This window comes from Coraliomargarita parva, assembly GCF_027257905.1.
Taxonomy (GTDB): domain Bacteria; phylum Verrucomicrobiota; class Verrucomicrobiia; order Opitutales; family Coraliomargaritaceae; genus Coraliomargarita_A; species Coraliomargarita_A parva.
In genome coordinates, this window is the sequence record NZ_JAPZEI010000009.1 from 82,733 (window position 1) to 96,351 (window position 13,619).

Consider the following 13,619-nt stretch of genomic DNA (forward strand, 5'->3'; position numbering starts at 1 on the left):
CCAACTTGCGGGCGGAGGTCCCGACGTCCGTCAATTCAGTTCAACTTCTCTTTTTTCCGGCGCGGCGGGACTCGCGCCGCTACCCTCTGCCACCATGAGTTCCACTGACGCACGCAAGGTACGTATCGCCCTGATCCAGGGCAAGGAACAGGGGTCTAAACAGGCGGATCTCGACTATACCGTGTCGAAAATCCGCGAGGCGGCCGCCGGGGGAGCCCGGATCGTCTGCACGCAGGAGCTGTTCAACACCCCGTACTTCTGTATCACGCAGGACACGGAGCTGTTTGACCTGGCGGAGCCGGTCCCGGGTCCGACGACGGAGGTGCTCTGCGAGCTGGCGGCGGAATTGAAGGTGGTCATACTGGCCTCGCTGTTTGAGCGCCGCGGGCCGGGGGTCTATCACAACACGGCTGCGGTGATCGATGCGGATGGCACGTATCTCGGGAAATACCGCAAGATGCACATTCCGCAGGATCCGGGGTTCGAGGAGAAGTTCTATTTTACTCCGGGAGACCTTGGCTACAGGGTCTGGGACACCGCCTATGGCAAAATTAGTGTCCTGATTTGCTGGGATCAATGGTACCCCGAAGCCGCGCGGCTGGCTGCGCTGGCCGGAGCGGAAATCCTCTTTTATCCGACCGCCATCGGTTGGTTGCCGGAAGAGAAGGCCGAGTTGGGCGAGGCGCAGCACACGGCGTGGGAGACGGTGCAACGCGGGCACGCGGTGGCGAACGGTTGCTACCTGGCCGCGGTCAACCGTGTCGGCACGGAGGCGCAGACGGAGTTTTGGGGGCAGTCTTTTGTTTCGGACTTCTATGGGCAGGTGGTGGCCCGAGGGCCGGTGAGCGAAGAGGTCATTATCTTTGCCGATTGCGACTTGAAAGCCCTGGAGGACACCCGGCGTATCTGGCCCTTTTTCCGCGATCGCCGTATTGACAGCTTCGGCGGCCTGACGCTCCGCATGATTGACGAGTCCTGACCGATCCGTATCGTTTTATCTGCCCGCATGACACGCATTCGCAAACCCAAAGAACTCGGTTATCGCTTTCCAGCTGAATGGGAACCGCAGGAAGCGGTCTGGTTTGCATGGCCGACCCGGGAGGACCTGTGGCCGGGCGTCTTGACGCAGGTGCGTGAGCAACTGGCATCGCTGTATACGCTGGCTTCACGTTTCGAAACGGTGCGCGTCCTTTGTCCGGCTCACGCCCAGCCGACCTTGCTGGCGCTGCTGGACCGGCAGCCGGATCGCGGGACGGTCGAATTGTTCGACTACGAGACGGATGACATCTGGTGCCGGGATTTCGGGCCGATCTTTCTATTGAATGAAGATGGTACCGAATGCTGTCTGACGGACTGGAAGTTTAACGCCTGGGGCGACAAGTTTCCCTTGCAGTCCAAGGATAACGGGGCACCCGGTTGGATTGCCGAGAAGCTGGGGATCCGGCGTTTTGTCTTCGACACGACGGTCGAAGGCGGAGCGATCGAGAGCAATGGCAGGGGGCTCATCCTGTCCACCGAGGTGGTACTGCTGAATCCGAACCGCAACGGGGAGATCAGCAAGGAAGAAATCGCCTCGCGCCTGACGGCCGGACTCGGTGCCGATGAGTTGCTTTGGCTCAACGACGGCCTTGCCGGCGATGATACGGACGGTCATATCGACAATCTCGCCCGCTTTTTCAAGTCGGACGGAATCCTGATCGCGGATATGGACGATCCCCAGGATGCGAACTACGAAGTCTTGCAGGAGAATATCCGGCGTATCCAAAGTTTCAGGACGAGCGAGGGGCGGCCTTTTGCTTCCATCCAGTTGCCGTTGCCGGATCCCGTTCTGGTCGATGGGGAACGGGTCGCCGCCAGTTACATGAATTTTCTGGTTCTCAATGGCGGTGTGATCGTGCCCACCTACGGCCAGCCGGAAAACGACGCCGCGGCCATGGAGATCATCGGGGATTGTTTCCCCGGGCGTGAAATTGTCGGTTTCGATTGCCGGCAGATCATCCACGAGGGTGGCGCCGTGCACTGCTTGAGCCAGCATCAGCCTGCGGTAGGCTAGAGTGCGGACTTCCTTTGGCTGAGCTCGTCCAGAAGATTGAAGAGTACCGACTGCATTCGTTTGTAAGTACTGGCAGGCTCGGCCTGCATCATGGAAACCGGCATGGTGTACTTTCCGGGCCGTATCTCGTGCCCGCAGTGGGTCGTGAGTGAGGCGAGGCTGGCCGGAGTGGTCTCCAGATGGCACTGCCATGCCAGCACACGGTTGCCGTAAAGGAAGCCCTGATTGCGACAACCCGGACTGCCGGCCAGTCGTACGGCACCTTCGGGGATCCCGAAGGTATCTCCATGCCAGTGAAAGACCCGGAGTTCTTCAGGGAACTTGAAGGCATTGGGACAGCTTTCCGCCCGTTGGACCGGAAGCCAGCCGATTTCAACTTCCTTTCCCTTTGTGACCGCGGCCCCCAGGATATCCGCGATAAGCTGCCCTCCGAGGCAAATGCCGATCACGTACTTACCCGAGTCGATGGCCTCGCGGATGAAAGCCTTCTCCGTGTTGAGCCAAGGATAGGTCTCTTCCTCGTAGATGTTCATCGGGCCGCCCATGACGAGCAGGAGGTCGAATTCTTCAAGCGGGGGCAATGAGTTGCCTTCATAAACCGGGCATTCCGATAATGTGTGTCCTCGTTGAAGCGCCCATTCGGCAATCGAGGCGGGCCCTTCGAAAGGCACATGTTTCAAGCAGAGGATATGCATCGTATCTTTACGCGGATATGCGATTCGACTGAAAGGTCAACTCGCGCAGGCATTAGTTCAATTCCTTAAGCGCGGGGATGTCCGTGAAAACCAAGACGAGCCGGATGGCCTTGGGATCCACTCCAGTGATTCTGGAAAGCGCGTTCCGGTAGTCCTCCAGTTGGTGGCGGTGTTGCTCTGCCGCGTTGGAGACTGTATTGGGCTCATTGATACGGTCGGTCTTGAAGTCGATGATTGCCGCGTGGGTGATGCGCCCGGTGGAGTCCTTGTGCAGGTGAACGCGGTCAAAGACGCCGTTGTAGAACCGGGTTCCCTGAACCAGACTGAATGCACGCTCCCGCCAGAGCTCGCAGCCGCCGTCCGGTTGCCGGAACAGCTTACGGATGTCGGCCTGTCCGAAGCAGGCTTCGACCGCCGCAACTGCCTCGCTTGAGGCGTGGAAATCGGGGGCATCGCCCTCCAGCCATTCGACTTGCTCGAAAACCGCATGGACTTCGGTTCCAAAGTTGGCGGATGTCTCGTTCAGGTCGAAGTAATTGCCGGCCTTGAATTGTCGAGACTTTCCCGAGGACGGGCGGGCCAGTTGCAGGCGGGGGTGACTGGGTCTGTACGGTCGGCTGGGCTCGGGGGGGGAGGCTTCGCCGGTTTCCCTACTGCGTACTTGAAAAGACCGATGCCAGTGCATGTCGCCGCATTCCCAGGCCAATGGGTAGCATGCCTGCTCAAAGAGTGCTTTGGGCTCGGCGGTGTCGCCCAGGCTTTCACCCAGGAATTTGACCAGACTGCCTTTATTCGCGCCTTTGGGATCCGATATTATGTACAGGCCGCGACGGGCCCGGGTCATGGCTACGTAGAGGCCGCAAAGCGCTCCGAAGCCACCTTGGCTTTCCGCTTGTTCCTTGAGCTTTCGCAGTTCCGTATCGGTTTCCATCAGGTCCTTCTTGAGTGGCTCAAGTAGCCATTCGGGTTTTCCTGCCTCATTGCGGAAAGCGCTGATGTTCCGATCGAGCTGCATACTGCTGCGGGTCTCCTCTTCGACGAGGAGAACGACATCATATTCCAGCCCCTTTGATTTATGGACCGTTTCAATGATGATGGAGTCACCGGTTTCGGTTTCCCCGGTCGAGCTACCGGCCAAATATTGGTGGAGGCTGTCGAGGTCGCGGCGTTCCTCGTTGTCAAACTTGCGGGCGGCTTCCACCAGCAGTGAGAGGCGTTGGTCGTGGCGTCTGTCGTTCTTCGGCAGGTGTGCCTTAATTTGATCGGCAGCCCAGGCAAGTGCTTCGGCGCTACTTTCAGTGAGGAGGCGTCGTCTCAGTTCGGGGGCGGCGCTTTCCAGGGGCGCGCCGGGAGTCGATTGATCGATGAGTTTGAGCAGGCCGCGGGGATGGGCATCTCCCGGATGGGCTGCGAGCCGTAGCATGGCCAGGAGTGTGACGCCCGCTGCGTTGTCGCTCGCGGGCTGTACCGCCGAGCCGGTGTGCACCGGCAGGTTGGAGTGTTCGCGCAGGTAGTCGGCGATCTCATTGGCCGCCGCGTTCTTGCGGACCAGAATGCCGACGGTCATCCCTTTTTCCAGAGGCTGAAGTTCCTGCAGGATTTGCAGCAGGAGTTCGTTGCGGCTGGGGCCCTCGCTTTCGTTGCTGTGCAGCCAGCAAGCGTAGCCGCTCAAATTTCGTGTCGTCGGGGAAGCTTCGTGCGGCTGCCAGGCGCGTACCCAGCGGGTGGCAACGGCCGGCGAGAAGCTTGCCTCGATCAGCGGTCCATCGTCGAAGACCTCGTTGACCGCATCCAGGATTGCGGGGGCCGAGCGCCATGAGGTGGAAAGCTTTTGCTCGTGGATCGTCGGCCTGTAGTCGTTGAGGATCTCGTGGAAAAGCCGGTCGTCGCTGTTCCGCCAGAGGTAGAGGCATTGCTTGGTGTCGCCCACATAAAAAAGCGAACGCTGGCCGGACGGGTCCTGCACGATTTCCGAGACCAGGTTTTCCACGGCTTCCCACTGGGTGCGGCTGGTATCCTGGAATTCGTCGAAGAGCCAGTGGTCGTAGTGACCGTCGAGCCGGAAGTCCATGAGCTCGCGATTCTCCGGATCGACTTTCTGGAGCGGGGAACCGCTATTGGCGGGGGAAAGCAGGTGGGTCAGGTCGCTGAATGCGAGCTTGCCCGAGCGACGCACCAAGCGGTCGTAGTTCTCGTGGTAAGCTTTCAGGATGCGGTACACGCCTTGGGTGTTCTGTAGGGCACGGTGAAGGTGGTGCCAGACAATGCCTTTCAGTATGTCGGCAAGCGCCTGACAAGCGCTTCCGGAGAGGGGCAATTGATTGTTCTTGCCGCGTCCGCATTGAAGCACGGTACGGTCGCTGAGGATTTCGTCGGCCTGTGCAAAGGCACGGCTGAGCAGGGTGTTTAACTTCTCCTCAACCGGGTAAGACCGGACTTTTTGAGCAACCGTTTCGAAGTCGCCGAGTTGGGATTTGCTGATGCCGTCGGGCAAGGCGGCGAGGAGCTGATCCGCAAGCGCATCCCAGTCCGGGTGCGTCTTGCTCTTCCAGGGGCAGCCGGTGGGCCAAATGGTGTCTGGCTCGCCCCAGCGTTCCGCTTCGGGTGCTTCGAGGTAGAGGCTGTAGAGTGCTTCGATGAAGCTGGAGACGATCCGTTCGACGCTTCGCTGCTCATGGCCATAGGTTGCCTGCTTGAAGGCATGCCAGAATTCCTGCAGCTCTGTGTTCATTTCGCCGGAACGGTGTACGATGCTGTCGCGCACTTCATTGCGGGCACGTGGCTCGGAGGTTTCGTCCAATAGGTTGAGGGTGCCGGAGAGCCCGAGTTCGAGGGCAAAGGCGGAGACCACCTGAAAGAAGAAGCTGTCAAGTGTCTGCAGGTTCAACTTGTGCATCCGACGGATGAGTAGCTTCAGTAGTTCGTGGTAGCGCCCCGTGTCCGCGGTGATGCCCAGGTCCTCTGACAGTTGAGCCGCGTGCCCGGCGTCCGAGGCGGCTTCGCAGAGCTTCTCTACGATCTTATGGAAAAACTCGCCCGCCGCGGTCCGGGTAAAGGTCAGCGCGATGATCCGTTCCGGCGCCTCGGCCAGGTGCAAGAGGTAGATGAAACGGTTGGTCAGCTGGTAGGTCTTGCCTGAGCCGGCAGAGGCCGAGATCGCGATATGCTGTAGTTCGTTCACAGGTTTGAGGAGAACAGAATGATTATGTTAAGTTGAAGGGAGGGCTGAAGGCTGAACCTGTACCAAGTGATTGTTTGGTGTTTAGGTATGACGGCGACTAATGACCATTTGTTGGCGTTGTCGTGAGGATTGTGAACAGAATGATTATGGACAGAATGATTCTGCCTTCCCTGTATCGTCGGCGAACTGGTAGTTCTGGAAGGTGCTTGCTTCGATGGTGTGCTCGATGCCGTCGGGGAAGAGTGGGGCGAAGGCATCATAGGTGGTGCTGGCGTCGGGGTTCGGCGGCCAGAAGATGCCGGCCTTGATTTGCCGTATGACGGCACGCGCGCAGGCTTCGGCGGAGGTGAGATGGCTGTCGCTGAAGTCTTCCCAGCGGGCGAATCCGCTTTTGTCGAGTGTCTTTGGGAGGTTGAAATAGGCGACCTTGGGGCGACTCCCGGCCGGTTTTTTTTGAGAGAGCGCGTAGAGTGGCAGTTGCAGGTCCGTCCAGCGGTAGCTCTTGCCGTTGTGCTCGAAAAACGCCTCATCCGGCAGATGTTCCGGGGGTTCCTTCCGCCCGAGTGTTGCGAGGTGCGCCTTGTCCGGGCTGACCGGGCTGTCGCTTGTCTTGTAGTCGATCAGTTCGATGTCGCCGTTCGCCCTCTGGTCGACGCGGTCGATCCGTCCCCGGATCGTCACGCCCTCGATTCCGAATTCGAAGCTATTCTCCGTATTCATGATCTCGATACTTCCGTTTTCTCGGATGTCCTCGACCTGGCGCTCGCAGAATGCCTCGATCCGGCTGAGCAGCGCCACTTCCTGCAGGCGCAGCGCGAAGGAGAGCTCGCTGCCGTAGCGGTGACGGAGTTTTTCCTCGGCGATTCGGTGCAGCTTCTTGATGAGCTCGCCGGCAGTCATGCTTCGGTCGAGCTTATAACCTCTTAATTCGTCGACCGTGTCGTGGAAGAGCGTGCCAAATGCCGCGGGGCTGAGTTCGCGCGATTCGGTGTCCTGGCTGCGCATGCCCATGATGTTCTGCAGGAAGAAGCGGAAGGGGCATTGCAGGTAGCTTTTGATCTGACTGACCGAGAGTTCCTTCGGACATGTATAACCGGCCACGGCCGCGAGTTTCCAAGGCTGGGAATGGGGGCTGTGCTCGTGTTTGCTTTCCGGAGTCCGGAAGAGGGCTCGGGTGCGCGGCAGCAGTGTGTCATGGCTACCCTGGAATAGCAGGCGCGAGGGTTTCAGGGGAGTGCCGTCGCCCTTGTTTTGCGGGATGAGTATGTCGATGCGGCCCTTGTCGCCTGCGCGCCGACGGCAGATGGCTTCCAGCTGATACGCGTCTTCCGTGAAGCGGTCGATATTAGTGCGGATTCCGAGATGGGCGCGCAAGGTTTCGGGCAGGAAGGCGTCGCCATTGACCGATTTCGGGACGAGACCTTCGTTGAAGCCGGCCAGGATCAGATGGGGCGCATCGTGCCAGAGCAATTCAAGCCAGCCGAGCAGGTCGTGCGCATGGTGGGGGCGGTCGGGGTGGATGACGGCCTGTTTGAGTTGGTGCCTGAAGACGGCTTGGGTGAAGCCTTTGGTGATGGTGGGGAATTCCGTATCAAGCACTCGAATACGATCGATCAGCCCGCGGAGCGCTTTGGCGCCCTCCTGCCACTCGTTGTCCGGTTCCTGATCCGAGTCCAGTGTCTTGACGGCATAGATTGTCTTGAGTGCTTCGGCGAGTCCTTCGCTGAACCTGGGTGCCTGCCGGATCTCGTTGAGCTGTTTTCCGAGTGCGTCCAGTGCCGTTTTTAGTTCGGCATCGGCGGGGGAGCGGGAAGCGAAATTCCTGAGAGCGGCGAGATCGGGAGCGAGGTGTTTTTCGAACACCCGATCGAGGCGTCCCAGTAGCTTGCCCTGGGTACAGGGGCCGTGCAACTTGGGCTCCAGCCATAACCAGATGTCCGGATGTTGGAGCAGGTGGCGGATCTGTGTGGTGCTGGCATCCTCCACCAAGAGGCAGACCAGTTCGGCCAAGCGGCCGGTCTCGCCCAGATGAAGCGCTTTTCCGCCCGGATCGTAGGACTCGATACCGGCCGCCGCAAGCGCATCGCCGACGTAGGGATTCAACTCCGGATCCGCGATTCCGAGTGCGACCGACTCCGGTTCGGCTTTGTCCAGATGTTTGCGTAAGGCCTGAGCGCAGCTCTTGGGGTCGGCTTGAGTCGCCAGATGGCAAGTCCAGTCTTCGAGCAGCATGGGGCGGTTTTGCCAGACTTCGTTGAGGGGGCGTCCCCATGCGTCGAAGCAATCTTCAGGGCCATAGGTCCAAACCTGAATCTCGATCGACTTGTCCAGCTGTTGCAGGGCGTCGGTGACCAGCGTCTGTGGAAATGGGGTCGCGGCAAGAATCACGTGTTCCAAATGGCCGGGTAATGTGAACTCGCCAGCGATCCGCCGGCGTTCGAATAGCGGGTCCAGGAAACCGGCGTCCTTCAGCATGCGCAGGTAGAGGCGTTCCAGTTGGGCCAGTTGTTGCCAACGGCGGGGTTCGTGGGGGCTGTCCGCCGTGCGGTCCGCGACCTGTTCAAAGCAAAGCCCGGCCTCGCCCAGCTCGCCGCGCAGACGGATGAGTCGCTGTGCCATGCCGAGCTGCCATGCCGAGCTGCGCTCCGGAGCGACGGGAAAAAGCGTGTCGTAATCCTCAATCCTGATCTGTTCGAGCGCCTGCGACCATGCGGCGAGGACGGCTTCGTCACCGGCGACGGTACCGACTTTCAACTCTCGGCTCAGCAGGGTTTCCGGTGCGAGGATTTCGGGGGGCAGGCAGCCGCGGTTCCGGGGGGCGAGCTGCAGGGCAAGGGCTTCCCGTAGGCGCCGTCCGGACTGGACGGTTGGGACGATGACCAGGGTGTGGCTGAGGTCGGCTATATCGCCTTTGGCCAGCTCGAGGAGGCGCTTTGCGACGGCAGGTAGGAGAGCTTGGTTCCAGTCGAGCGACAGTTTAACGGGCATGAAGGCATGCTTGTGTACCCGTGCACCCGATGCGAGCACTTTGCGAAAGACCGTCCGGAAAATTTCGTCTTTGCAGGGTGTCAGGCCATGGATTTGCTAGCTGCTGCGTATGCCCACTGTTCCGACCATTATCTTTGATGCCGATGATACACTCTGGCATAACATGAACCTCTTTGCCGATACCCATGAGCGCTTCACCCGGTTGTTATCCGCTTACTTTTCGGATGCCGCCGAGCTGGTTGAGCGACTGGAGGCGACCGAGCGCAGAAATATCGAGCACTTCGGCTATGGGGTGAAGGGCTTTACGCTATCGATGATCGAGACCGCCGTGGAAGTGACCGGGGGCCGGGTTGGCGGAGAGGAAATCAAGCGGATCATCGGCTTCGGCAAGGAGATGCTCGGGGCGCCGGTGCAGTTGCTTCCAGGAGTTCAAGAGACGGTTGAGGCGTTAGCTGGCCGTTACCCGCTGGCGGTCATCACGAAAGGCGACCTGCTCAATCAAGAGGCGAAGGTCGCGCGTTCGGGCCTGGCGTCGCATTTTGATTTTGTGGAGGTTGTGTCCGAGAAAGATGCGGACAGCTATGCGAGACTGTTTGAGCGGCACGGAGTGGAGGCTGCGTCGGTGGTGATGGTTGGGAATTCCATGAAATCGGACATCGAGCCGGTCCTGACCCTGGGGGGGAAGGCCGTGCATATTCCGTACGCGATCACCTGGGTGCATGAGTTGAAGGCGGTCTCCGAGGAATTGACGGAGTCCGGTCGTTTCCGGCGCCTTGAAGCGATGCATGAATTGCCGACTTTGCTGCTCGATTGGTAATACCGCTTCTGGCTCGCCAGTTCCAGTTCCGGTACCTCCAATAGAGTGGATGAAGCCCGAATTGGATGATCAGCCCTGTCCTTGTCAAAGTGGAAGCAGTTATGGCGCTTGTTGCCGGCCCTATCACCGGGGCAAGGCCAAGGCGCCCACCGCCGAGGCACTCATGCGTTCCCGCTATACGGCTTACGTGTTGGGCGAAATCGACTATTTGGTGAAGACCACGCATCCCGCCGTGCGCCGCACGGATTTATGGATCCAGTATAAGCAGACACACGATACGATCCGTTGGATCGGCCTTGAGGTCGTCAAAACGGCCCAGGGGAGCGTGCGGGACAAGACGGGAAAGGTCGAGTTCAAGGCCAGCTATGTGCAAGAGGGGCGCCATGCCGTTCATCACGAGTTGTCCCGTTTTCGCCGCCACGGTGGGGACTGGCATTATGTGGACGGTGTGATTGAGGATGTGTCGGCTTAGGGCAGGGGTTCAGGCATGCGTCCCCAGGATTCTAAACGGGGGCCGCTCGTCATCCGGCTAACGCCGGCTGCTGGATGACCGGTTGCGCCGGTAGTTTCGTTGGATCGCGCACGGCATGTAGCTGAAGCCTCCCTGTTCATCGTCGGTGTTGATCCTCGGATCTGCCTCTTCATCAGCCGCTAAAATAGACAGTCGAGAGGTCTGGAGGCACGCCGCCGATCCCATCAATTTGCTGCGAACGGTGGATGGACAAAAAGAACGGTGAACGGCTCGAAGCGCTGTGTTGTGAAACCACGTTCCGAGGAGCATAGCGACGACATGACCGGATTCCGCTTTGCGGAAGACCGGACCATGCACACGGATATACACGAATGCTTACAACTCCGCATACTTTTAGAGAGGTAGGGACGGATAGGGATTGTCCGTCCCTACCTCCCCAAAAGCATGCAGCCCTGCAAGCATCACAACCCTAGCGAGCTGTAAGCAATCATTCTGCCTCCCCTAACATCGTTGTAAGCACCATTCGACCTTCAGCGGTGTTGTAAGCCATTCACGTAAATTAACGTACATTAACGGTTCTCAAAAAGCAGCGTTGCCGGCCACAGGGAATCACTCGCGAGGATCCGAGGCCGTGTACGCCTTTTCTGCCCGGCGCGAGCCAGCTCGCACGCCACACAAAACCAGTTCAGGTCGGAATTCATGCGGGTGCTTCCCGAAGCGTGACAATGAGCCAAAAAAAGGCCGCGGAGTCCGCGGCCTTTGTTCGAAATACTTATCCACCAAATCCCGGTGCGTTTCGCTCCCAGTCGGCGGGTCGGCTCCATGGTACGGATTGTTCGTCGACATCGCTGTCGAAGCAGCCGGATGTGGCGAGTGCCGTCAGAGTGAGCGCGAGAAGGAGGAATATCTTGAGCATTGTTGGATGGTGCAGGTGAATTAGCGGAGAATCTTAACGGAACTGCCGACATCCAGAGCGCGGGTCTTTGTTCCCGGCAGGATGTTAGCAAGGACATTGCCATTGCTCACCTTAATTACGCGGACGGAACCGATCGTGTTGTAATCACGCACGAGCTTCAATTCCGAGCCCACGGTGATGCCCAATGCCGGGTCGGCATTGAAAACAACGATCCCGTCGCTGCTGCTGACCGAGGCGACCTGGATTTCGGGGCCGATGCTGCCAGCCTGAGCGGCCGGTCCGGTGCTGAACTCATAGCTCGGCTTATACAGGCCGGTGCTGGTGGTGGTCTCTTCTGTGACGGCCGGACGTGCACTGGCGCGGAGGTTTTCCGCGACTTGCAGGTCCTCTTTCAGGGTGGCATTCGAGCTTTCCAGTTCGGAGATACGCTCCTTCAACTGGGCGATTTCGCCTTCGCGGCTGGTGGACGTAGCCTTGCGCTCGGCATCGAGGAGCTTTTCGCGTAGATCCTTGGTGGCGTTCTTGAGCGAATCGATCTCGTTCTGGGCGATACTCAGTTGCTGCTTGGAGCGGGTGACCTCACTCTTTGCCGTGTACATTTCGGAGCGGGCGGCTTCGAGTTGGCGCTTGGAGTTGGCCAAGCTGTCGCGTTCGGTGCTCAGGCTGCTTTCCAGCGAGCCGATCTTGGAATTCGCGGTTTCGAGCTCGCTCTGGGACGCGGCGGTGGCGGCATGGGCCTTTTCCAAGGCGGCTTGCTTTTCATCCAGCTTGCCTTGCACCATGAAGAAGAGCGCAACTGCGCCCGCGGCGCCCAGGATCGCAAGAATGCGGAGTATCAGGGATAATGCTTTCATTTTTATGGGTAAAGAATGATGAGTGAACAGGTGCTTAGCCTGCTACGAACTCGGATTCCGTCACCGGAGTTTTGATGGTTTGAATGATGCCGCGGTCGTTTGCGGCGAGACGAGTGAGTAATTTAAAGATGATTTCAGTTTTGTCTTCAAGCTGTAACTTAGCGGCCAGTTGAGGCGCGGTCAGGGCTTCCCCGCTCTGCTTGAGCCCTGCGATGGCCTTCGCTTCGAGTTCCAGGACGGTGGCGGCTGCCTTCTTGCCGGCTTCGACGCCCGGTTGGTGGTAGGCGTTGATATTGACGAGTGTGGCATAGAAGCCGACGGCCCGCTCGAAGAGGGCGATCAATTGTCCGACGGCGGCCGGGGTTACCTCATGGATGGTGATGGTTACCGACTGGCGGCCGTTTTCATAGAGCGCATCGCGGGTGCCGAGGTAGAAGCCTTGGAGGAAGTCGCCGGTGGTGATGCCGGAATCGACCTCGATGGAGCTGCCGGCGCGGTCCTTGAGGACCTCGATAAAGGTGGCGAAGAAATTGTGGACCCCTTCGCGCAGTTGTTGGACGTAGGCGTGCTGGTCGGTCGAGCCCTTGTTGCCATAGACCGCAATGCCTTGGTTTACGGTGTTACCGTCCAAGTCGAATTCCTTGCCCAGCGACTCCATGACGAGTTGCTGCAGGTACTTGGAGAAGAGCATGAGGCGGTCCTTGTAGGGGAGGACGACCATGTCCTTGGCGCCCTTGCCGTCGGTTGCGTAGTACCACATCAGGGCAAGCAGGGCGGCGGGGTTCTTGGCGGTTTCCTTGCAGCGGGTGGCGCTGTCCATGGCTGCGGCGCCGCCGAGCATGCCGTCGATGTCAAGTCCTTGAAGGGCGGCGGGAAGGAGGCCGACTGCGGCGAGCTCGGAGGTACGGCCGCCGACCCAGTCCCACATGGGCAGACGTGTCAGCCAGCCTTCGGCCTCGGCCACGCCGTCGAGCTTCGAACCGGCACCGGTCACGGCGATCGCGTGTTTGGCGAATTCAAGGCCGGCCGCCTGGTAGGCTGCCTGGGCTTCGAGCATGCCGTTGCGGGTCTCGGGAGTACCGCCGGACTTGGAAATGACGACGGAAAGGGTTTCGCCGAGTTGGCCGTCGAGAGCGCAGAGTGTGCGGTCGATGCCGTCGGGGTCGGTGTTGTCGAAGAAGAAGAGCTTCATCTTGTCACCCTTGGGGCAGCCCAGGGCGTCGGCTACGAACTGGGGGCCGAGGGCGGAACCGCCGATGCCGATGACGAGGCAGTTCTTAAAGGGGCCCTTGGAGCCGGCCATCTTGCCTGTATGCACGTCGGCCGCGATTTGCTTGATTGCGGCGAGGCATTGCTCGATCTCGCTCGTGAGTTCGGCGTTCGGAGCCAGCTTGGGGGCGCGGAGCCAGTAGTGGCCGACCATGCGACCTTCGTCCGGGTTGGCGATGGCGCCGGCTTCCAGTTCATCCATAGCCTTGTAGGCTTCTTGGATGCGGGGCTCCATGCCGTCGAGGAAATCGGCATCGAAGTCGATACGGCTGATATCGATGGCGAAATCGAGTTCGTTCAGTGCGAGATAGTGCTTTTGGAATTTGTCCCAGGACATGGTATTGTGTGTGTTCGAATTTAGAATGAAGGATGAG

At 59.4% G+C, this 13,619-nt stretch carries 10 protein-coding genes; 4 read left to right on the forward strand and 6 right to left on the reverse strand.

What is annotated here, in order from left to right; genetic code table 11:
- The first annotated feature begins 94 nt into the window (after positions 1-94).
- Entirely contained in the window at positions 95-979 is an 885-nt protein-coding gene (locus O2597_RS13850) for a carbon-nitrogen hydrolase (RefSeq protein WP_269525833.1), read from the forward strand.
- A 27-nt stretch (positions 980-1,006) separates the two neighbouring features.
- Positions 1,007-2,053: an agmatine deiminase family protein gene (locus O2597_RS13855; protein WP_269525835.1), complete on the forward strand. Its 1,047-nt coding sequence runs from the start codon at positions 1,007-1,009 to the stop codon at positions 2,051-2,053.
- On the opposite strand, the gene O2597_RS13860 is transcribed toward O2597_RS13855, so the two are convergent.
- From O2597_RS13860 to O2597_RS13870, 3 genes are all read right to left on the reverse strand, one after another.
- Positions 2,050-2,748, reverse strand: a complete 699-nt coding sequence (locus O2597_RS13860) for a type 1 glutamine amidotransferase (RefSeq protein ID WP_269525837.1) — start codon at positions 2,746-2,748, stop codon at positions 2,050-2,052. The genes O2597_RS13855 and O2597_RS13860 overlap by 4 nt on opposite strands.
- Positions 2,749-2,800: 52 nt before the next feature.
- A complete protein-coding gene (locus O2597_RS13865; protein ID WP_269525839.1) occupies positions 2,801-5,929 on the reverse strand; it encodes a UvrD-helicase domain-containing protein in 3,129 nt (1,042 codons plus the stop codon).
- Between the two features lie 144 nt (positions 5,930-6,073).
- A complete protein-coding gene (locus O2597_RS13870) occupies positions 6,074-8,917 on the reverse strand; it encodes a PD-(D/E)XK nuclease family protein (protein ID WP_269525841.1) in 2,844 nt (947 codons plus the stop codon).
- Positions 8,918-9,026: 109 nt separating this feature from the next.
- On the opposite strand from O2597_RS13870, the gene O2597_RS13875 reads away from it, so the two are divergent.
- Both O2597_RS13875 and O2597_RS13880 read left to right on the forward strand, forming a co-directional pair.
- A complete protein-coding gene (locus O2597_RS13875) occupies positions 9,027-9,734 on the forward strand; it encodes an HAD family hydrolase (RefSeq protein ID WP_269525843.1) in 708 nt (235 codons plus the stop codon).
- Positions 9,735-9,783: 49 nt separating this feature from the next.
- Entirely contained in the window at positions 9,784-10,206 is a 423-nt protein-coding gene (locus tag O2597_RS13880; protein WP_269525845.1) for a YchJ family protein, read from the forward strand.
- A 772-nt stretch (positions 10,207-10,978) separates the two neighbouring features.
- Here the strand turns inward: O2597_RS13880 and O2597_RS13885 are convergent.
- Genes O2597_RS13885 through O2597_RS13895 form a run of 3 tightly spaced genes read right to left on the reverse strand, consistent with a single transcriptional unit; the run spans position 10,979 to position 13,582 of the window.
- On the reverse strand, positions 10,979-11,122 hold the full coding sequence (locus tag O2597_RS13885; RefSeq protein ID WP_269525847.1) for a hypothetical protein: 144 nt from the start codon (positions 11,120-11,122) through the stop codon (positions 10,979-10,981).
- Between the two features lie 20 nt (positions 11,123-11,142).
- Positions 11,143-11,976, reverse strand: coding sequence for a hypothetical protein (locus O2597_RS13890; RefSeq protein WP_269525849.1), 834 nt, complete (start codon positions 11,974-11,976; stop codon positions 11,143-11,145).
- Positions 11,977-12,010: 34 nt separating this feature from the next.
- On the reverse strand, positions 12,011-13,582 hold the full coding sequence (locus O2597_RS13895; RefSeq protein ID WP_269525850.1) for a glucose-6-phosphate isomerase: 1,572 nt from the start codon (positions 13,580-13,582) through the stop codon (positions 12,011-12,013).
- Between the last annotated feature and the right edge of the window lie 37 nt (positions 13,583-13,619).